Below are 20075 nucleotides of genomic sequence, written 5' to 3'. Positions count from 1 at the left end.
AAGCATGCAGCTCCATTTGGGGCTGCATGTTTCTTTTTTATAAAATTGGTTTTTGTTCCTTAATGACACGGATCATCTCTAGTGTTGAATCTTCAGGTCCTTGGACAGGGAGACCAATTTCAATATTTTTAAAGATATACGAGACATTTTCTTCTGTGATAATTTCGCCTGGGATAAAAATCGGAATGCCTGGCGGGTATACCATGACAAACTCTGCAATGATGCGGCCAGCCGCTTCTTTAAATGGAATCACTTCTGTTGTGGCGTAAAAGGCGTCACGCGGCGTCATTGCTAGCGATGGGATCTCAGGCAGTAACACTTCCGTCACGGCTTGTTTGCCTCCCTCACATGTTGAAGTTGCGGCAATTTCCTTCATAGCCGTTACAAGCGTATCAATCGTCTCATCAGAATCGCCAGGGGTCACGATACATAAAATGTTGTAAAGGTCAGAGAGTTCCACTTCAATTCGGTAGCTTTCTCTCAGCCATTTTTCGACATCATGGCCATTTAGCCCCAGGTCTTTAATCGAGATAATTAATTTCGTTGGGTCATAATCGTAAGTAGAAGCTGAACCGAGTATTTCCTGACCAATACAGGTAATGCCGTAAATTTGATTCAGACGGTTTCTCGCTAATTCAGACAAACGAATCGCTTCATCTGCGAGCGCCTTTCCTTCAGTGGCTAAACGCTTTCTAGCGACATCTAGTGACGCTAAGAGCAAATAAGAAGTGGATGTTGTCGTCAGCATGCTCAAAATCGATTGCACGCGGTCCTTTGAAACAAGTCCTTCCTTCATATTTAAAATAGAGCTTTGGGTGAGTGAGCCGCCGAGTTTATGGACGCTTGTTGCCGCCATGTCGGCACCTGCCTGCATCGCAGACAGCGGAAGCTCATCGTGAAAGTGAATATGCACACCGTGCGCTTCGTCCACAAGGACAGGTACATTAAATGAATGGGCAATCTCTACGATCGTTTTTAAGTCAGCAGAAATGCCAAAATACGTTGGGTTAATCACAAGTAAACCTTTTGCATCTGGGTGCTCGGTCAGTGCTTTTTTTGCTGAGTCTGGTGTAATGCCGTGTGAGATACCAAGCTCTTTATCGATTTCTGGGTGAATAAAAACAGGAACTGCCCCAGAAAATACAATAGCGGACATAATTGATTTATGGACGTTACGAGGAACAATGATTTTATCTCCAGGTCCACAGACCGTCATCACCATTGTCATGATCGCGCCGCTTGTTCCTTGAATGGAGAAAAACGTATGATCAGCACCGAATGCTTCAGCAGCTAGCTCTTGTGCTTCTTTTATCATCCCTCGAGGCGAATGTAAATCATCGAGAGGTTCTATATTAATGAGATCAATGCTTAATGCATTATCACCAATGAATGCTCTAAATTCAGGATCCATTCCGGCTCCTTTTTTATGGCCTGGAATGTGAAATTGGACTGGATTGGTTGCAGCGTGTTTTTTTAGTCCAGTGTATAAGGGTGTATCATGTTGTGACAATTGCTTTCCCACCTTCATCGAAATACCTGCTATTATTGTGCCAATAACGACAGGTTTCATTGCATAAAACAAAAGAATTATATTATGAACTGATCGGAATGTAAAGCATAAAATCGATCGGTTTCTGATAGATCAAGTGCTATAATGAAAGTTCAAATAAGAAATGAGTGTTAAAGTGAGGGACAAGTAAATGGAATATCAATATCCAATGGATGTCGACTGGACAACAGAGGAAAAGATTGCGGTCATTTCGTTTTTTCAAGCCGTTGAAAAAGCGTATGAAAAAGGAATTGCCAAGCAGGAATTATTAAATGCTTATAAACGATTTAAAGAGGTTGTGCCATCGAAAGCAGAGGAAAAGACGCACTCTGCGGCGTTTGAAAAAGGAAGCGGGTATTCTCCTTATCGCACAGTGAAAAGGGCTAGAGAGGCAGAAGAAGCAGCGATTATACGCATGTAAAAAAACGAGCCGTGATAGGCTCGTTTTTTATACAGATTCTTTCTGTGTAAAGCGGTATAGATAAGTCAACGTGCGGAAGGCTTCTTCGATTTTCGATAAAAACTCTTCATTATTCATTTGAATGACTTCTTCTCTAGGCAGTTGAATGCCGCAAAGGAGTTCGGCTTTCTTTACCGTTTGAACACGTTCAAATAGTGTTTTCAGCTGTTCAGCATCAAGCTCACTGTGACGCAGTACGTCTGGTTTCATATGATCTTTAGACCAAACGAAATCTTGCGGTATTTTCTGCTGGATGGTGTCTAGCTCTTTTTCGAATAATTGTCCATACTCACCTTTAACCGGAGATTCATAAATAAGCGCAAACCATACAAATACATGAGTTTTCCAAAGCCCAATTTGAAAATGAGGGAGCTTTTTATACCCGCGCTTACTGTTTGCAAAAGCAACCCACGTATCATTTGGCGGGTTGACTGATCTTCTCGCATGCTTTGCTACGTGTACAAACATCTCATCTCCTGTAATAGAAGAAAGAAGCGGTGCAAAATGATCGCCAAGTGCCTCAAGCTTTGGACGGACTCTTTCTTTTAATACGGTCATTCGTTCATCTAAACCGTCAACTGTGAATGTCTCAAAATCTTCATCTCTAAAACGCATCTCACTCATGTTATGCCTCCTGTATCTTTTCGCTGTTCATAATTTATCATAGCTTTGGTCAAGCTCAAAAAAAGATGCACCATGAGGAGAAAGATTGCAGAACATGATGCAGCGTTTAAAAACATCGAATTTGTGGTACATAACAAATAGGTAAAAACACAATTTTCAGAATGTCGTTGCGGTTATGCGATCGCTTCATACGATATAAGCAAGAACCAATTCTCCTATCGATTGTATTTTTTATCAATGAAAACTGACAAGGAATGAATCATTCTCTGGAAGGGGCGTTGACCAATGAAGCAAATCGTGAAGCAGGGGTATAGACAAGAGAAGAAGAATCGCATCGCTGTGTGGAGATTAGAGGTTGATTATGAGCTTTCTACGCTTCATGAAGCCATCGAGCAAAAAGATGATATCCAAATTGAACGCAGCAAACGAAAGCTTGAGCGCCTAAGAAAAGAATGGGAGCAGCTTCAAGGGTAAAACAAGGTGAGGTAAAAACGAACCAATTCATCGGTTCGTTTTTGTATGAAGCTGCTTTTTTCTTGCTTTTACGTACATAATATCAGTATGCTAATACAAATAGGTACTACATAGAAAAGAGGTTTACAGTCTGATGACAAACTGGGTGGAAATTGACCGTCTTGCAAAGCTTTGGGTAAAAGAAGCAGGAAGCCGCATTAAAGCGTCCATGCAGGAAGGTCTATCAATTGAAACAAAATCAAATCCAAATGATCTTGTCACAAATATCGATAAAGAAACAGAGCGTTTTTTCATTGAAAAGATTCAGTCGACATTTTCAGATCATCATATTTTAGGAGAAGAGGGACAAGGGGAAGAGGTGACCTCACTGGGTGGGATTGTGTGGATCATTGATCCGATTGATGGCACAATGAACTTTATCCATCAAAAACGCAACTTTGCCATTTCAATTGGGATATTTGAAAATGGTGTTGGAAAAATCGGACTTATTTATGACGTGATTCATGACGAGCTATACCATGCAGTCAAAGGAAAAGGCGCCTATATGAACGATACCTTACTCCCGCCTTTAAAAGATGTAGCGATTGAAAAAGCCGTTGTTGGCATAAACCCGACATGGGCGATTGAAAGCCCGCATTTTGACGCCAAACCATTTGCCCGTCTCGTACGTGATGTGAGGGGGACACGAACCATAGGGTCAGCTGCGCTTGAGCTCGCTTATATTGCAAGTGGCAGAAGTGACGCATACGTCACGTTAAGGCTTGCGCCATGGGATTATGCAGCAGGCTGCGTGCTGCTTGATGAAGTAGGGGCTGTTTACTCAAATATTCACGGAGACCGGCTTACGTTCCTAGAGAAAAATAGCATTGTTGCCGGAAATCGATCCATTTGTGAAAAGATCTTGCACGATTACATAAAAGGAAGCGAAAATAATAGATAAGCACCATCACTTCATGAGAATGAAGTGATTTTTTGTGTTTTATGAAACTTTTAGGTAAGACAAATGTCTATACGAACGAGGCCTTAATTTGATGTAAAGGATTGTGTATCGATGTTTGATTTGTTTAGTGATGTATCCCTCCACTTTGAAAGGTATTTGATTTTAAATGAATACAGCATCAAGATCATTCAATGGTGTGTTTTTGGACTGTTTGTTCTCTTTGTCACTTATGCAGGTGTCGTATTGCGTGTGGTTCTGCTAGGCGGAATGACAATTGAAATGGTTCACCAAGTCATGGCGAGACAATATACGATTGAAACATTTGAAGTACTGACCGATTTTATGCAATTTCTCATCTATGGTTATGTATTGCTTGCATCCCTTTATTATGTGATTTCTCTTCCTTATTTAAAAAATAAAGGCGTGTTTTTTGCTTTTGATTTATCTGTGTTACTTCTGCCTTTATGTCAAACTGTGTTTATTATTTTTGCTGAAAGCAAAATGTTCTTTATCGGTGGAGATACTGGGCTTGTGTGGAGAGATCTTATCACCGCTGCGCTCATGGTTGGCTTTGCCGCATCTCTTTTGTATTTTTTCTTCCGCTCGTTTTGGCATCAGAAGTGGAAGGAATTGTTTTTGTTCTATGGCCTGATTTTCGCTGCACTGCTTTATATATTTTATCCTTCTATCTCGAGGTATGAGCTTCAATCTTCATTTAAATCAATTGTGATTTTAGCGACAGCAGCAGGAAGCTTTATGACGATTTATTTGTTAAGTGCTTTATTACAAGACAAGATGAGGTTGAGACAGTGGTGCGCAGGGAGTATAGCCGTCTTTTTTCTGCTATTACTCAATCCGATCGTAAATGTCCCTCATACAATGTTCCAATTCACCAAAACGGAACTGGTAGATAATTTCTCAGAAGAATATCGCCCTTTATCTGCAACAAGTGCAAAAGAATTCGCCTCAAAGTTTGTACCAGCGGATCAGTCGTTATATTTAAAATCTAGTCACCAGCCTATCCCTTATCTCTACGTGTTTGCAGGTGATCAGTATGAAGTGAATATTTCTGCGTTTACAGGCGAATTAAGCGGCTATTCCTACCGGGGTCGTATCGTGGGTAAGGATTTGACCGATAAAGAATATAGGGAAAAAACCATTGAATTTTTCGAAAGAAGCGGACGATCAATAGATCTAGATCGCATTCATGTAGCGATAAAAAAAGAAGGCGGAGAGACAAACGTTCTTCTTCTGCCAAAAATGTCTCAGAATGAAAATGAGAGCTTAGCATTCGCCACCTGGAAAAAAGGGACGCTTCGACAAGCGCAATACGGGAACGCCATCTTTCAATTGAAGGATATAGACGGAATCAATTTAACAGAAACTGAGATGAAAAACACGATAAACAGTATTTATAAAAACTTAAATCTACAGCCACCTGCTTATCAAATCTGCGAGAGTTGCCGTCATCTTTATCAAGAAATGAAAGAGCCAATTTCTCTCATGAAGACACCGGATCCCATCCCATATTTAAATGAAAAGGAAGAAAAAAGAAAATTCGAGAAGCGCTACTATGGAAAGCTCTTATGCCGAGCGAGTATCGTGTTTAGTGTAGTGTATGTCATCATGATCATTCTATATTGGCTGAAATAAAAACCCCCATCTGGACGAACCAGGTGGGGGTTTTCGAGATTAGTTTAATTTTTCTTTTGCAAGTTGAACTGCATCATAGAAAGTTTTTAATTGCTCTTGAGGAATTTTCTTAAGCAATTGGTTGAAAATAAGTAATTCAGTAGATTTGAATCCAAGACCTTTTGCGATTTTTGAATCAATTACAACGTTTCCTTTTTTGTCTAGAACAAGTGCATCACCAGCAAGATCAGCAATTCTGATCACTGATTTGAAAAGCTTTTCGAATTTAGTTGCTTCTTCTTTAGTAAGACCAAGTTCAATCGCTTTTTCTGCATCAAAAACTAATTTTCCTTTTTCGTTTTTAGTGATGCTTTCACTGAAAACGATTGTAAGAACAGCTGCGCGATCTAAGAATTTCTCAGCAGTCGCCGCTTCTTCTTCAGTCAAACCGAGCTCAATCGCTTTTTTCACATCGAATGTGTAGCTGTTGTCTTCCTCAACAAATGAATTGATGAGAATGTTGATGACACGCTCGTTTTTCTCCAATAAATCTTTAATAATTTGTTGCTGCTCAAAAGGAATCCCTTTGAAAGTTGCAGCGCTTGCTTGCCCAGGAGCTACTGTTGTGAAAGTAAGAATGATAGCTAAAGCGAAAAATACAACAGAGCTGAGCGATTTGCTCAAAAACTTCTTCATGCTTCTTTTCTCTCCCTTTTCTGTTAAATTTTGTTGCAAGAACAGCATACCATGAGAAAGTTTGTGGAAGAATAGGAAAAATGTAACTTTGTGTTTGATTTTGGAGAACTATAAAAGTTCTTGTCGAAAAATAGAGAGGTTCAGATTGCTTATATTTGCCAAGTCTATATGCTATTTTCAGTCTGATTACTCGGTTTTTCATGGGTGGTTGGTCTTGTTTTTGCTCAAAATAAAAAGCCTTCTACATGTAGAATGTAAAAGGCTTTTGAAAAAATTTATGATTGCACGTTTAATTTTCTTTTTAATGTAAATCCTGTACCCATGAAAATTAAGGCGAACACGATACTAAGGCATGTTCCCAGTATGCTTTTTTCTGCAACAGATACCCCAATAAACGCCATACTGACGACTGCAAGTAATGCACATAATAATAGAAGCCATTTGATTTGTTTCATTTGTCTCCATCCCTTTTTTTAGAGTTAATATAAGTTTACAGAAAAACGATCGGATTTTAAAGGGGATTGTGATATAATATGAAAGTTATCTAATTATTTTAGGAGATGAAAATGTGAAACTTCGAAAAGATCTTCGCAACATCGCAATTATTGCCCACGTTGACCATGGTAAAACGACGCTTGTTGACCAATTGCTCCATCAAGCTGGTACTTTCCGTGCGAATGAAAATATCGCTGAGAGAGCCATGGATTCAAATGATTTAGAGCGAGAGCGTGGTATTACGATTTTAGCTAAAAATACTGCGATCCATTATAAAGATACACGCATTAATATTTTAGATACACCAGGACACGCCGATTTCGGTGGTGAGGTTGAGCGTATCATGAAAATGGTAGATGGTGTACTTCTCGTGGTGGACGCTTATGAAGGCTGTATGCCTCAAACACGATTTGTGCTGAAAAAAGCACTTGAGCAAAACTTAACACCAATTGTTGTTGTCAATAAAATTGACCGCGACTTTGCTCGTCCGGCTGAAGTAGTCGATGAAGTCATTGACTTGTTCATTGAATTGGATGCAACAGAAGAACAGCTTGAATTCCCAGTTGTGTATGCATCAGCAATCAATGGTACGGCAAGTAATGATGCGAGCAAGCAAGATGAAAACATGGAATCTTTGTTTGAAGCAATTGTCAACCATATTCCAAGCCCAATTGATAACCATGAAGAGCCGCTTCAATTCCAAGTGGCGCTACTTGATTACAATGATTATGTTGGAAGAATTGGAATCGGCCGTGTATTCAGAGGAACAATGCAAGTAGGACAGCAAGTGGCCCTGATGAAAGTTGATGGCAGTGTGAAACAATTCCGTGTGACAAAGATTTTTGGTTTCCAAGGGTTAAAACGAGTGGAAATCAATGAAGCGAAAGCTGGAGATCTTGTCGCTGTATCTGGTATGGAAGACATCAACGTAGGTGAAACAGTTTGTCCGGTAGAACACCAAGAGGCACTGCCAATCCTTCGTATTGATGAGCCGACACTTCAAATGACGTTTGTTGTCAATAACAGCCCATTTGCAGGCCGTGAAGGGAAATACGTGACTTCACGTAAAATAGAAGAGCGTTTAGAGCAGCAGCTTCAAACAGACGTAAGTCTTCGCGTGGATCCAACTGATTCACCTGATGCTTGGGTTGTATCTGGACGCGGAGAGCTTCACTTATCGATTCTGATTGAGAATATGAGACGTGAAGGGTTTGAATTACAAGTATCGAAGCCAGAAGTTATTGTAAAAGAAGTGGATGGTGTTCGATGTGAGCCTGTAGAACGCGTTCAAATTGATGTACCAGAAGAGCACACTGGCTCTATCATGGAATCAATGGGCGCAAGAAAAGGTGACATGATTGACATGATCAACAATGGTAACGGTCAAGTTCGCCTGATCTTTACAGTACCATCACGTGGTTTAATCGGATATACAACTGAATTTCTTTCATTAACTCGTGGTTTTGGTATTCTGAACCATACGTTTGACAGCTATCAGCCGATGCAGTCTGGTCAAGTTGGCGGACGCCGTCAAGGTGTACTTGTTTCAATGGAAACAGGCAAAGCAACTTCTTACGGAATCCAAGGCGTTGAAGAGCGCGGTGTGATTTTTGTTGAGCCGGGTACTGAAGTGTATCAAGGAATGATTGTTGGTGAGCATAACCGTGAGAACGACCTTGTTGTCAACGTTAGCCGTATGAAACAACAAACGAACGTACGTTCAGCGACAAAAGATCAAACGGTTAGTATGAAAAAACCACGTATTATGTCACTTGAGGAATCTCTTGAGTACCTTAATGAAGACGAATACTGTGAGGTTACACCAGAATCCATTCGTCTAAGAAAGAAAATTTTAGATAAAAACGAACGTGAGAAAGCGGCGAAGAAGAAAAAGCTAGCAGGATTATCATAATTCCATGAAGAATTAACAAAGATAGAACCCTGAAAGATAAGGGGAGGGAATCTTTTTGAATGATCAGGAAGTAAGTGAGAATCTATCCTTTTTCGCGATGCTGTTTCGTGTCGATGAAAATCCGCAAACAGGGATGTGGCTCCTATATGGCACCATCCTTGTTTTAGCGATTATTGTTTTTAAGCTCGGCTTTGCTAGACGTTTACCGATTTTAAAAGCGCTCGTGATTTATTTGTTTTTGATTTTTGGCTGTACGTTTCTCACATTTCTAGGAATCTTCTTGCCAGTAGCGGAAGGCCTGGTCGTGGCAGCTGCCATTTTGATTATTTATAAAATACGGCTGCATCGTGCGAAAAAAGAAGGAACAGTAAATACGTAAAAAAGACCTGAACATGTGTCAGGTCTTTTTTTATGTTTTTTGTTCTTTTTTTCCTTTTTTCTTCTTTTTCTCTTTCGTCGCAGGATCTTGATAAAGAGAGAATCTGCCAGTTTTGATGCGTGCTTCTGTCTTTACTTTAATTCTTTCTTGGCAGTCATCGCACATATATGTATGAATCGGTCGATTTCTTAACCGCTTAGCAACGAGTGTATCATCATCAATGGTTTCAAGCTTTTCACATAATGAGCACTTCACTCTCATCATTTTCACCTCACTTTATTGCATTCATTATAGCATGTTTTCTGGACCACTTGAAATCAGCGTAGTAAAAGGCTTATATCACAGGAGATATAAGCCTTTCTCATTATTTCTTCTGATTCATATGATGGTTTGATTGATCGTTTTGATTTTTGTCTAACTGCTTTTGATCGTTTTGTTTGAGCTGATCATTCGGATCATTTGTCGGGTCCTTTTCGCTACGATCGATTTCATTTCGCGGCATCTCTGGCATCACACGTCCGACAATGGCAGCTAGTTCATCCATAATACCACTTACAGGACGGCCTGCTTGAATTTCTTTGCCCATTTCTTTTAAACGGCTGACTGTATCTGGGTCAGCGACCACAACAGCATTCGCACCCTCTGGGTCATTTTTCAGCGCTTTTGCGACTGAATATTTAATGGTTTCAACTTTGCTTCTATCTAAATCATCTTTTACATCAATGCCAACAACAGCATAGCGGCCGATAACGATAGCCGTTGCATCATTTACATCTGCTACGTGCTCGGTCACATTGACAAGATGCTGCGCAACATCTGTTGATGGGCGGGCTTGATCGGTATTTTTCTTGGTTGAGTCTGACACCCGTACTAAATGCTGGCGTCCATCTTGCTTGTCCAAAGCCTCTGGCTTTTCCTGCTGCTGGCAAGCGCCCAACAGAAAAATGGTATGAATCATGAATAATGTAACAAATAGTCGCATGTGTATTCCCTCCTTCACAAACTGCATGATTTATTTTATTGTTGAATTAACCTTCTAACTTTATTCATGAAAACATATATTTTAACAATCGTTTTGGGAAAGACAAGGATGAATGAAACCCCGATCAGGAGGCGAAGGACCTGAGTAAAATTTATGTATTAGACACGAATGTGTTATTACAGGATCCGAATTCAATCTTTTCATTTGAAGACAACGAGGTCGTCATTCCGGCCGTTGTGTTAGAAGAAGTAGACTCTAAAAAGAGATATATGGACGAGGTTGGGCAAAATGCTCGGCGCGTTTCACGTTTAATCGACGGTTTGAGATCGAAAGGGAAACTGCATGAAAAAATTACGCTAGAGTCAAAAGGGACGCTGCGCATTGAACTGAATCACCGCTCTTTCCATGAGCTTCAAGAAATTTTCATTGAAAAAACGAACGATAATCGGATTTTGGCTGTCGCGAAGAATTTGAGCTTAGAGGAAGAAACAAAGCCTCATGGGCGGCCTGTCATTTTAGTCAGCAAGGATGTCTTAGTGCGAGTGAAGGCAGATGCTATTGGGCTGCAAGCAGAGGATTTCTTAAGTGATCGTGTGCTGCAAAATGAAGACATTGATAATGGCTACCACGAGCTCTATATTCCGACTGAGCAGTTGAATGCATTTTATAAGCAAAATCAGCTACACGTAAAAGACGTCACCAATGCCTCGTTAAACCCTCATCAATTCGTCATTATGAAGGGAAATGAAGGGGGGGCAGCTATAGGAATGCTTGATCAAAAAGGAGAGCTCGTCAAGCGTCTTATTTATGATCAAGAACATATTTGGGGAATCCGCCCGAAAAATGTCCAGCAGACAATGGCGCTAGAGCTACTTTTACGGCGTGATATCCCGCTCGTGACGCTCATCGGAAAAGCGGGGACAGGCAAAACATTGCTTGCACTTGCTGCTGGATTGATGCAAACAGAGGATTTCGGCATGTTTAAAAAGCTCATCGTGGCCCGCTCAATTGTTCCTGTTGGTAAGGATTTAGGCTACTTGCCAGGCGAGAAGGAAGAAAAGCTCAGGCCGTGGATGCAGCCGATCTATGACAATTTAGAATTTTTATTTAATACAAAAAAACCTGGAGAACTTGATGCGATCTTAGCGGGTATTGGTTCGATTCAAGTGGAAGCTTTAACGTATATCCGTGGAAGAAGTATACCTGATCAATTTATCATCATTGATGAGGCGCAAAATTTAACAAAACACGAAGTGAAAACATTATTAACGCGAGTTGGAGAGGGAAGTAAAATTGTGCTGATGGGGGATCCAGAGCAGATTGATCATCCTTATTTAGATAGCTTAAATAATGGGCTTACGTATGTCATTGAGCGTTTCAAAGGGCAACAAATATCTGGACATGTCAAGCTTGTCAAAGGAGAAAGATCTGGACTTGCACAGCTTGCAGCTGATTTATTATAGTCCAGATCCTCTATCTTATGTAATGATTAGCGCTTTTACACCTTTAATCGGCCGAGTTAAGTTGGACTGATCCTCGAAATAAACGTGGATTGGTCCTTCTTCTGTAATAGGCTTTCCATTTTGGCTGAAATGAGCAATGCTTTCCATTGCCTTAGAAAGCGGCACAGCAATTGTTTCCGTTTCTGTGACAAATTCACACGTTGCCGCCGCATCAAGCGGTTCTGCATTTTTCAGCATGTCGCCAAGCTTCATACCGAAGCTGCCTGTGACGAGTCTTTCTTTTTCGTACTTCTTCTCTGTTTTTAAAGTGGGTGGAAGTGTTTGACCTTCTCTTATGACCCGCTCTTGGTCAAGCTCCTGATCAAGCTGATTCTCTTCACTTGCTGCGCTTTTCTCAAAAAATGAATCCATTAAAAATTTGCGGTCATCAAAAATCCACACACTTGGATCAATGGTGATCTTGTACCGTACGTTCCCCTTAATTTGAATAATGCTCATGTTCAAGACAACCCCTTTCCATCATAAATTATAGAAGTTTTCGCCCGCTTTGTCACTTTCATAAACATGCTTCTTTTTGTACACACTAACTTTACATGAAAGATAGGGAGGATTTTGGGCATGGCGTGTCGTGACAATGAAGAGCTTCAGCGAATTGTAGAAGAAGCAAAAAAAGTCGCCAAAAATGGCAAAGTAGCATCCTATATTCCCGCTCTCGGTAAAGCGGATCAGACAGATTTATCTGTGGCTGTTTATCATGTGAGTAATACTTGCCACTCGGCGGGAGATGTAGATAAACGCTTTACCCTTCAAAGTATTTCAAAAGTATTAGCACTTGCGCTCGTGCTTTCAGAAGAAGGGCCAAAAAAAGTATTTCAATTTGTTGGGCAGGAACCAACAGGCGATCCATTTAATTCGATGATTAAACTTGAAACAGCAAGCCCGAATAAGCCGCTGAATCCAATGATTAATGCAGGAGCGCTCGCAGTCACAAGTTTAATAAAAGGTGCGACGCCGCAAGATCAGCTCAACCGACTACTTGCTTTTATTAGAGAGCTTGCAAATGACACAAGCATTACATACTGCAAAGACACAGCTGCTTCCGAATTTGAGACATCGATGATTAACCGCGCCATGTGCTATTACATGAAGCAATATCATATCATTAGAGGGAATGTAGAAGAGGTCATGGACGTCTATACGAAACAATGTGCCATCATGATGAACAGCTTGGATTTGGCGAAAATCGCTTGTGTTTTTTCATTAGACGGCAGGCATCCAGAGACGGGGAAGCAGATCCTTTCAAAAGATGTCGCTAGAATTTGTAAAACCTTTATGGTGACTTGCGGAATGTACAATGCAAGCGGAGAATTTGCCATTAATATCGGGATTCCTGCCAAAAGCGGTGTCTCCGGCGGGATTATGGGGGCAGCGCCATATGATTTTGGGATTGGCATCTTCGGGCCTGCGCTGGATGAGAAAGGGAATAGTATTGCTGGTATTAAGCTGCTTGAGCTCATGAGTGAAAAATATGAAATGAGTATCTTTTAACAACTCATGCCTTCTTTTTATTTTTACAAAGCGAACTGTACAAATCTGCTTGCAATTTTGGGCGTTTCGCTTTATGATAAATAGAAGAATTAGGTACTCGCCTGGGGAACGGAGGGATACTTTTGGCGTCAGAAATTTTAGTCGATCATCGGCAAAAAGCACTGTCTTTATTAAAATTGGATGCAGATAAAATTTTAAAATTGATCCAAGTGCAAATGGACAACTTAACGATGCCGCAATGTCCTCTTTATGAAGAGGTTTTAGATACTCAAATGTTCGGATTATCGAGAGAAATTGATTTTGCTGTCCGACTTGGATTAGTTGATCAACATGAAGGCAAGAAACTACTCGATAAACTTGAGAGAGAGCTTTCCGCACTTCATGATGCGTTCACAAAAAAATAATGATTGAAAACTCAAACTTCCACAACATAAGTTTGAGTTTTTTTGTCCTCCATTTCTTTTGATTGTTTGAGAAGAAACGGACTTGATTCTTTCATGAATGACGAACAATATAAAAGAGGTAAAACGGGATCAAACGGAGAAAATGTAGTAGAATAAGAACAGCTAAGAGGATATCAAGCAGAAGAAACAGACGTTAGGAAGAGGATTATATGTTAAAGAGAATGCTAAAATCGTATGACCACTCATTATTGTTCGCCATTATATTCATTAGCGCATTCGGTTTGGTGATGGTGTATAGCTCAAGTATGATAACATCTGTCATCAGATATGATGCCGCGCCAGATAATTTTTTTAAGAAACAGCTTTTATTTATGATTGTTGGGGCGGTCATCTTGATCTTTGCAGCCCTGGTTCCGTATCAGCTGTTTTCAAATAAAAAATTCCAGATCGGTATGCTGCTGCTTTCTGTTTTTTCACTCATCTATGTGTACTTTGGCGGTCACATTGCAGGGAATGCTAGAAGCTGGATTAAATTAGGACCTTTTAGTCTTCAGCCAGCAGAATTTGTGAAGATTGTCGTCATCATCTATCTTGCTGCTGTGTATGCAAAAAAGCAGCATTATATTGATCATATTTTAAGAGGAGTCACTCCTCCAATCGTGATTGTCTCCATCTTATGCGGCTTCATCATTTTGCAGCCAGACTATGGGACAGCCTTTATCATTGGCATGATTGCCCTTGCGATGATTTTATGCTCCGGCTTTAGCGGTAAAACGCTTGCGAAGCTGTTAGCACTATTTAGTGCGGTGATGGTTATCGTGACACCGTTTATTATGCTGTTTTGGGATAAAATTTTCACACAAAATCGTCTCGGACGTTTTGAAAGTTTCCAAGATCCATTTAAAGATGCAGGCGCCACTGGGCATCAATTGATTAATTCATATTATGCGATTGGATCAGGTGGTTTTTTTGGTCTTGGACTTGGAGAGAGTGTCCAAAAGTATGGGTATCTTCCAGAGCCGCATACAGATTTTATCATGGCGATCATCTCGGAAGAGCTTGGCTTTTTCGGTGTATTTTTTGTTCTAGCTCTGCTTGGCTTCATCGTCGTGAAAGGTTTTTATATTGCGAGAAAGTGTGAGGATCCGTTTGGAAGTTTGCTTGCAATAGGAATTTCCTCGATGATTGCGATCCAAACATGTATCAATTTGGGTGGTGTTTCAGGTCTTATTCCAATCACTGGGGTGACACTTCCGTTTATCAGCTACGGGGGATCGTCCATCATTTTATTAAGCGGATGTATGGGAATACTGCTGAATATCAGTATGTTCACTGAATATAAAGAGCGTTATAAAAAGAAAAAATCAATCAGTAAACCATCGCTTCAAAAAAATGGATTGCAGAAAACTTTGAATCTTTAGAAAACAAAAGTGTACAGTTTTCATTTCTTCCTTTATTATAGAGTACATATAAAATTTTAAGGGATATGGAGGAGTGAGAATGTCACAGAGAACAATTCAAAAGGTTCTAGTTGCAAACAGAGGGGAAATTGCTATCAGAGTCTTCAGGGCCTGTACAGAGCTTAATTTACGTACAGTGGCCATTTACTCCAAAGAAGACTCGGGCTCTTATCATCGCTATAAAGCAGATGAAGCATATCTAGTTGGAGAAGGGAAAAAACCGATTGATGCCTACCTTGATATCGAGGGGATCATCGAAATTGCAAAACGAAATGAAGTGGATGCGATTCATCCAGGGTACGGATTTTTATCCGAAAACATTCATTTTGCAAGACGATCCGAAGAGGAAGGCATTCAATTTATCGGCCCAACTTCTCAGCATTTAGATATGTTTGGAGATAAAGTAAAGGCGAGAGATGAAGCGAAAAAAGCTGGAATTCCAGTCATTCCAGGAAGTGACGGGCCAGTTGATTCGGTCAAAGAAGTCGAAAAATTCGGTGAAGAATACGGTTACCCGTTTATTATTAAAGCTTCACTTGGCGGCGGCGGCCGAGGTATGCGGATTGTCAGATCAAAAGAGGAGCTGAATGAAGGCTATGACCGTGCAAAGTCAGAGGCGAAAGCTGCTTTTGGAAATGACGAAGTATACGTTGAGAAACTGATTGAAAATCCGAAACATATTGAAGTGCAGGTGATTGGTGACAATCACGGCAATATCATTCATTTATATGAGCGTGACTGCTCTGTCCAAAGGCGTCACCAAAAGGTCATTGAAGTTGCGCCAAGTGTGTCTCTTACAGATCAATTACGTGAAGACATCTGCGAAGCGGCTGTTAAGCTGGCTCGAAATGTGTCGTATATTAACGCTGGGACTGTAGAATTTCTAGTCGCAAATGGTGAGTTTTATTTTATTGAAGTCAATCCTAGGGTACAGGTGGAACACACGATCACAGAAATGATCACAGGTGTCGATATCGTACAAACCCAAATTCTTGTCGCAAAGGGTCATGATCTCCATAGCAATGAAGTCGGAATACCAAAGCAAGAAGGTATCTTCACACATGGATTTGCCATTCAATCAAGGGTCACGACAGAAGATCCTTTGAATAACTTTATGCCGGACACAGGAAAAATTATGGCCTACCGTTCAGGCGGGGGATTTGGTGTACGCTTAGATGCTGGGAACAGCTTCCAAGGTGCGGTCATTACATCTTATTACGATTCATTATTGGTCAAGCTGTCCACATGGGCGCTCACATTTGATCAGGCTGCTGCTAAAATGGTCCGTAATTTACAAGAATTCAGGATTCGCGGCATTAAAACGAATATCCCATTTCTTGAAAACGTGGCAAAGCATGAGAAGTTTCTAAAAGGGGAATACGATACGTCGTTTATCGATTCATCACCAGAGCTATTTAATTTCCCTAAACAAAAAGACCGCGGAACAAAGATGTTGACTTATATTGGTAACGTGACCATTAATGGGTTCCCTGGTATCGCTGAGAAAAAGAAGCCTCATTTTGATAGACCAAATGTACCGAAGCTTCCTGTCCATGAAGAGGTTCCGGCTGGGACAAAACAGTTGTTAGATATGCATGGACCTGAGGGGCTCGCCAATTGGGTAAAAGAACAAAGCGATGTTCTTTTAACAGATACAACCTTTAGAGATGCGCATCAGTCTTTGCTTGCGACACGCTTCAGAACAAATGACTTGAAGAAAATTGCCCAGCCGACAGCAGGGTTATGGCCAGAGCTATTCAGTATGGAAATGTGGGGCGGCGCTACATTTGATGTTGCGTATCGTTTCTTAAAAGAAGATCCTTGGGAAAGACTGAAAGAGCTTCGTCAAGAAGTTCCGAACACGCTGTTCCAAATGCTTTTAAGATCATCAAACGCTGTCGGCTATACAAACTATGCGGATAATGTGATTAAAGCATTTGTCAAGGAATCGGCTGAGGCGGGCATTGACGTGTTCCGTATTTTTGATAGCTTAAACTGGGTCAAAGGCATGACGCTTGCCATTGATTCTGTTCGCGAATCAGGCAAAGTGGCTGAGGCAGCCATTTGTTATACGGGGGATATTCTTGATCCATCTCGTCCGAAATATGACCTTAAATACTATGTATCTCTTGCGAAGGAACTTGAATCCGCAGGCGCTCATATTTTAGGCATTAAAGATATGGCGGGATTATTAAAACCGCAGGCAGCTTACGAGCTTGTATCTGCTTTAAAAGATGAGCTGACCATCCCAATTCATCTTCATACGCATGACACGAGTGGAAATGGACTGTTCACCTATGCAAGAGCGATCGATGCAGGTGTTGATATTGTTGATGTTGCCGTCAGCTCTATGGCGGGGCTTACATCGCAGCCAAGTGCGAGCTCATTATACTATGCTTTAGATGGTCATGAAAGAAAGCCAGAAATGAACGTCAAAGCTTTAGAACGTCTTTCTCAATACTGGGATTCCGTCAGAAAATACTATCATGAGTTCGAAAGCGGCATGAATTCGCCGCATACAGAAATTTATGAGCATGAAATGCCTGGCGGTCAGTATAGTAACTTACAGCAGCAGGCCAAAGGTGTAGGTCTTGACGACCGCTGGAATGAAGTAAAGGAAATGTACAGACGTGTGAATGACATGTTTGGTGATATTGTAAAGGTTACACCATCCTCTAAAGTGGTCGGAGATATGGCACTTTATATGGTGCAAAATGATCTAACAGAAGAGGATGTCTATGAAAAAGGAGCAACACTGGACTTCCCGGATTCTGTTGTTGAATTATTTAAAGGCTACTTAGGTCAGCCGCATGGCGGATTCCCAGAAAAACTGCAAAAGCTGATTTTAAAAGGGGAAGAACCGCTGACTGTCAGACCAGGTGAGAAGTTAGAGCCAGTGGACTTTGAAGAAATTAAAAAACAATTCAAAGAATCACATGACCTGACGTTGACAGAACAAGATGCGATTGCGTATGCCTTATATCCGAAAGTCTTTTCTGAATTTGTCCAAACAGCAGAAAGCTATGGTGACATCTCTGTTCTTGACACACCGACGTTTTTCTATGGGATGAGACTTGGTGAAGAGATTGAGGTGGAAATTGAAAAAGGAAAAACCCTCATTGTCAAACTCGTGTCAATTGGAGAACCGAATCCAGATGCCACAAGAGTTCTTTACTTTGAGCTAAATGGTCAGCCGCGTGAAGTAGTGATTAAGGATGAAAGCATCAAATCCTCCGTTCAAGAAAAAATGAAGGCGGATCGCTCAAATCCAAATCACATTGCCGCATCGATGCCAGGCACCGTAATCAAAGTGCTTGTTGAAAAAGGGCAGAAAATCTCGCAAGGTGAGCATTTGATGATCAATGAAGCCATGAAAATGGAAACAACCGTTCAAGCACCATTTTCTGCGGTCGTAGATGAAATTCATGTTACGAATGGAGAACCGATTCAAACCGGTGATCTGCTGATTGTATTAAAGCCTGAATAATAAGGGAGACACATCCATCGTGATGTGTCTTTTTTGAGCGCATTAAAATGTGCAGCAGCCTGCGAGAGTGATTACACTATAGAGTGAGGTGAAGAAAGTTGGAAATTGTCGTGATTTGGTTTCGCCGAGATATGCGATTGGATGATCATATCGCCTTATCAAAAGCGGTTACATATGCAAAAAAACACGAGTATAAATTATTGGCTCTTTATCATCTAGATCCATTTTTTACTGAAATGGAACTGGATATAAACAACGAACATTTCTTTCAAAACTTGGCGCATTTCGTCAAGGAAGCGAGAGAATCTCAAATGTATGTTCACCTTCTCCATGATGATGTCCTGCGCGCCTTTCAGCAGGTCATGGATGTGTATGACATCAAAGCCGTCTTTTTTAATGAAGATGAAGTGGGTATCGGCCAAAGGCGTGACCAGCAAGTAACCGATTTTTTAGAAAAGAAGGGCATTCATGTATCAAAGTGGCAAGATACACACCTTCATGGGGCGAGAGACATTTTAAAAGCGGATGGGTCTCATTATCAAGTGTTCACTCCATACTATCAATCATGGCGGAAGCAAGAGAAGCAGCCTGTGATAAAAGTTGACAAATCATTTTTCAGTAGTGAGCATACGATTTGTGACGAGTCACTTTCGCAAAAAGGGGATAAAAAGCTACGAGGCATCATCAAGGGATCCTCAAGGAAATTTGATCAAATTGGTTCAGACAAAGCAATAAACACTCTGCACACCTTTATCCAAAAAAGACTGACGCGTTATCATGAGAAACGGGATATTCCGTCTGTTTTTGGAACGAGTAAACTATCGCGGTTCTTAAAAACAGGAACCATTTCTATCCGGACGATCTTTCATGCTATCAATGAAGAAACACTTTATGAAGACGAGGGCCGGGAAACCTTTATCAAAGAGCTGGCGTGGCGTGATTTTTATCATATGATTTTTGCGCACTATCCAGAGATGAAAGAAAAGGAAATCAATTCTGCATTTCAAGGGATGAAATGGAATGAAGATGAGATGCTTTTTGAAGCTTGGTGTAAAGGTGAAACAGGGTTTCCGCTCGTTGATGCAGGGATGAGGCAATTAAATGAAGAAGGCTGGATGCATAACCGCTTGCGAATGGTGACTGCTTCATTTTTAACAAAGGATTATTTGATTGATTGGAGAAAAGGCGAAGCGTATTTCGCAAAAAAACTCGTGGATTATGATGAGGCTTCAAATATCGGGGGATTTCAGTGGGCAGCCTCTGTCGGAACGGATGCTGTTCCTTACTTTCGTATTTTTAATCCAACGACCCAATCGAAACGGTTTGATCCAACCGGGGAATTTATCAGAAGATATGTACCTGAACTAAAACATGTCGAAGAAAAATGGATTCATGAACCAAGTAAAATGCCGATTGATGAACAAATGAAATCGGGATGTGTGCTAGGGGATGCATACCCACTGCCAACAGTCGATCATCAAGAAAGACGCAAAAAAGCCATTTCGCTATTTGAAAAAGCAAAACAACAATAAAAGAAATCCCCTTTCCGCATGGAAAGGGGATACAAACT

The 20075-nt window shown here is 40.8% G+C and carries 19 protein-coding genes; 12 read left to right on the top strand and 7 right to left on the bottom strand.

Annotated features, from left to right (window positions below; translation table 11 throughout):
• Positions 1-37: 37 nt before the first annotated feature.
• The gene (locus tag R0K30_RS04910; protein WP_410609428.1) at positions 38-1510 is read right to left on the bottom strand and encodes an aminotransferase class I/II-fold pyridoxal phosphate-dependent enzyme; all 1473 of its coding nucleotides are present in this window, start codon (positions 1508-1510) and stop codon (positions 38-40) included.
• Between the two features lie 190 nt (positions 1511-1700).
• Between R0K30_RS04910 and R0K30_RS04905 the strand changes: the two genes are divergently transcribed.
• Entirely contained in the window at positions 1701-1970 is a 270-nt protein-coding gene (locus R0K30_RS04905; protein WP_099725982.1) for a UPF0223 family protein, read from the top strand.
• 27 nt (positions 1971-1997) lie between these two features.
• Here R0K30_RS04905 and R0K30_RS04900 read toward each other — a convergent pair whose 3' ends face one another.
• Positions 1998-2633 (bottom strand): DUF1054 domain-containing protein, encoded by a 636-nt coding sequence (locus tag R0K30_RS04900; protein ID WP_410609425.1) that lies wholly within the window; start codon positions 2631-2633, stop codon positions 1998-2000.
• Positions 2634-2918: 285 nt separating this feature from the next.
• On the opposite strand from R0K30_RS04900, the gene R0K30_RS04895 reads away from it, so the two are divergent.
• From R0K30_RS04895 to R0K30_RS04885, 3 genes are all read left to right on the top strand, one after another.
• The gene (locus R0K30_RS04895; RefSeq protein WP_024424761.1) at positions 2919-3107 is read left to right on the top strand and encodes a hypothetical protein; all 189 of its coding nucleotides are present in this window, start codon (positions 2919-2921) and stop codon (positions 3105-3107) included.
• 133 nt (positions 3108-3240) lie between these two features.
• Positions 3241-4047, top strand: coding sequence for an inositol monophosphatase family protein (locus R0K30_RS04890; protein ID WP_099725980.1), 807 nt, complete (start codon positions 3241-3243; stop codon positions 4045-4047).
• A 111-nt stretch (positions 4048-4158) separates the two neighbouring features.
• A complete protein-coding gene (locus R0K30_RS04885; RefSeq protein ID WP_410609423.1) occupies positions 4159-5700 on the top strand; it encodes a hypothetical protein in 1542 nt (513 codons plus the stop codon).
• Positions 5701-5739: 39 nt separating this feature from the next.
• On the opposite strand, the gene R0K30_RS04880 is transcribed toward R0K30_RS04885, so the two are convergent.
• Both R0K30_RS04880 and R0K30_RS04875 read right to left on the bottom strand, forming a co-directional pair.
• Positions 5740-6375, bottom strand: coding sequence for a hypothetical protein (locus R0K30_RS04880; RefSeq protein WP_099725979.1), 636 nt, complete (start codon positions 6373-6375; stop codon positions 5740-5742).
• A 275-nt stretch (positions 6376-6650) separates the two neighbouring features.
• Positions 6651-6830, bottom strand: coding sequence for a DUF5325 family protein (locus tag R0K30_RS04875; protein WP_099725978.1), 180 nt, complete (start codon positions 6828-6830; stop codon positions 6651-6653).
• Between the two features lie 113 nt (positions 6831-6943).
• Here R0K30_RS04875 and typA point away from each other — a divergent pair, with 113 nt between their 5' ends.
• Complete coding sequence (gene typA / locus R0K30_RS04870; protein ID WP_034318093.1) at positions 6944-8782, top strand: translational GTPase TypA; 1839 nt, start codon at positions 6944-6946, stop codon at positions 8780-8782.
• A gap of 97 nt (positions 8783-8879) precedes the next feature.
• Complete coding sequence (locus R0K30_RS04865; RefSeq protein ID WP_044334035.1) at positions 8880-9161, top strand: YlaH-like family protein; 282 nt, start codon at positions 8880-8882, stop codon at positions 9159-9161.
• 30 nt (positions 9162-9191) lie between these two features.
• Here R0K30_RS04865 and R0K30_RS04860 read toward each other — a convergent pair whose 3' ends face one another.
• Complete coding sequence (locus tag R0K30_RS04860; protein ID WP_012009835.1) at positions 9192-9422, bottom strand: YlaI family protein; 231 nt, start codon at positions 9420-9422, stop codon at positions 9192-9194.
• A gap of 103 nt (positions 9423-9525) precedes the next feature.
• Positions 9526-10143 (bottom strand): YhcN/YlaJ family sporulation lipoprotein, encoded by a 618-nt coding sequence (locus R0K30_RS04855; protein WP_099725976.1) that lies wholly within the window; start codon positions 10141-10143, stop codon positions 9526-9528.
• A gap of 140 nt (positions 10144-10283) precedes the next feature.
• On the opposite strand from R0K30_RS04855, the gene R0K30_RS04850 reads away from it, so the two are divergent.
• Entirely contained in the window at positions 10284-11606 is a 1323-nt protein-coding gene (locus tag R0K30_RS04850; RefSeq protein ID WP_410609664.1) for a PhoH family protein, read from the top strand.
• 15 nt (positions 11607-11621) lie between these two features.
• Here the strand turns inward: R0K30_RS04850 and R0K30_RS04845 are convergent, their stop codons facing one another.
• The gene (locus tag R0K30_RS04845) at positions 11622-12104 is read right to left on the bottom strand and encodes a hypothetical protein (protein WP_099725974.1); all 483 of its coding nucleotides are present in this window, start codon (positions 12102-12104) and stop codon (positions 11622-11624) included.
• 120 nt (positions 12105-12224) lie between these two features.
• Between R0K30_RS04845 and glsA the strand changes: the two genes are divergently transcribed.
• The 5 genes from glsA to R0K30_RS04820 all read left to right on the top strand — a co-directional run bounded on the left by glsA (position 12225) and on the right by R0K30_RS04820 (position 20037).
• The gene (gene glsA, locus R0K30_RS04840; protein ID WP_230031438.1) at positions 12225-13154 is read left to right on the top strand and encodes a glutaminase A; all 930 of its coding nucleotides are present in this window, start codon (positions 12225-12227) and stop codon (positions 13152-13154) included.
• Between the two features lie 122 nt (positions 13155-13276).
• Entirely contained in the window at positions 13277-13558 is a 282-nt protein-coding gene (locus tag R0K30_RS04835) for an Fpa/YlaN family protein (RefSeq protein ID WP_034318078.1), read from the top strand.
• Between the two features lie 209 nt (positions 13559-13767).
• On the top strand, positions 13768-14979 hold the full coding sequence (gene ftsW, locus R0K30_RS04830; RefSeq protein WP_410609418.1) for a putative lipid II flippase FtsW: 1212 nt from the start codon (positions 13768-13770) through the stop codon (positions 14977-14979).
• 79 nt (positions 14980-15058) lie between these two features.
• Positions 15059-18505, top strand: coding sequence for a pyruvate carboxylase (gene pyc / locus R0K30_RS04825; RefSeq protein ID WP_410609416.1), 3447 nt, complete (start codon positions 15059-15061; stop codon positions 18503-18505).
• A gap of 98 nt (positions 18506-18603) precedes the next feature.
• Positions 18604-20037: a cryptochrome/photolyase family protein gene (locus R0K30_RS04820; protein WP_410609414.1), complete on the top strand. Its 1434-nt coding sequence runs from the start codon at positions 18604-18606 to the stop codon at positions 20035-20037.
• The last annotated feature ends 38 nt before the right edge of the window (positions 20038-20075 follow it).

Origin of the sequence: Bacillus sp. SIMBA_154, from assembly GCF_046536015.1 — a bacterium.
Lineage (GTDB): Bacteria > Bacillota > Bacilli > Bacillales > Bacillaceae > Bacillus > Bacillus pumilus_P.
This window is presented reverse-complemented; position numbering and strand designations above follow the sequence as displayed.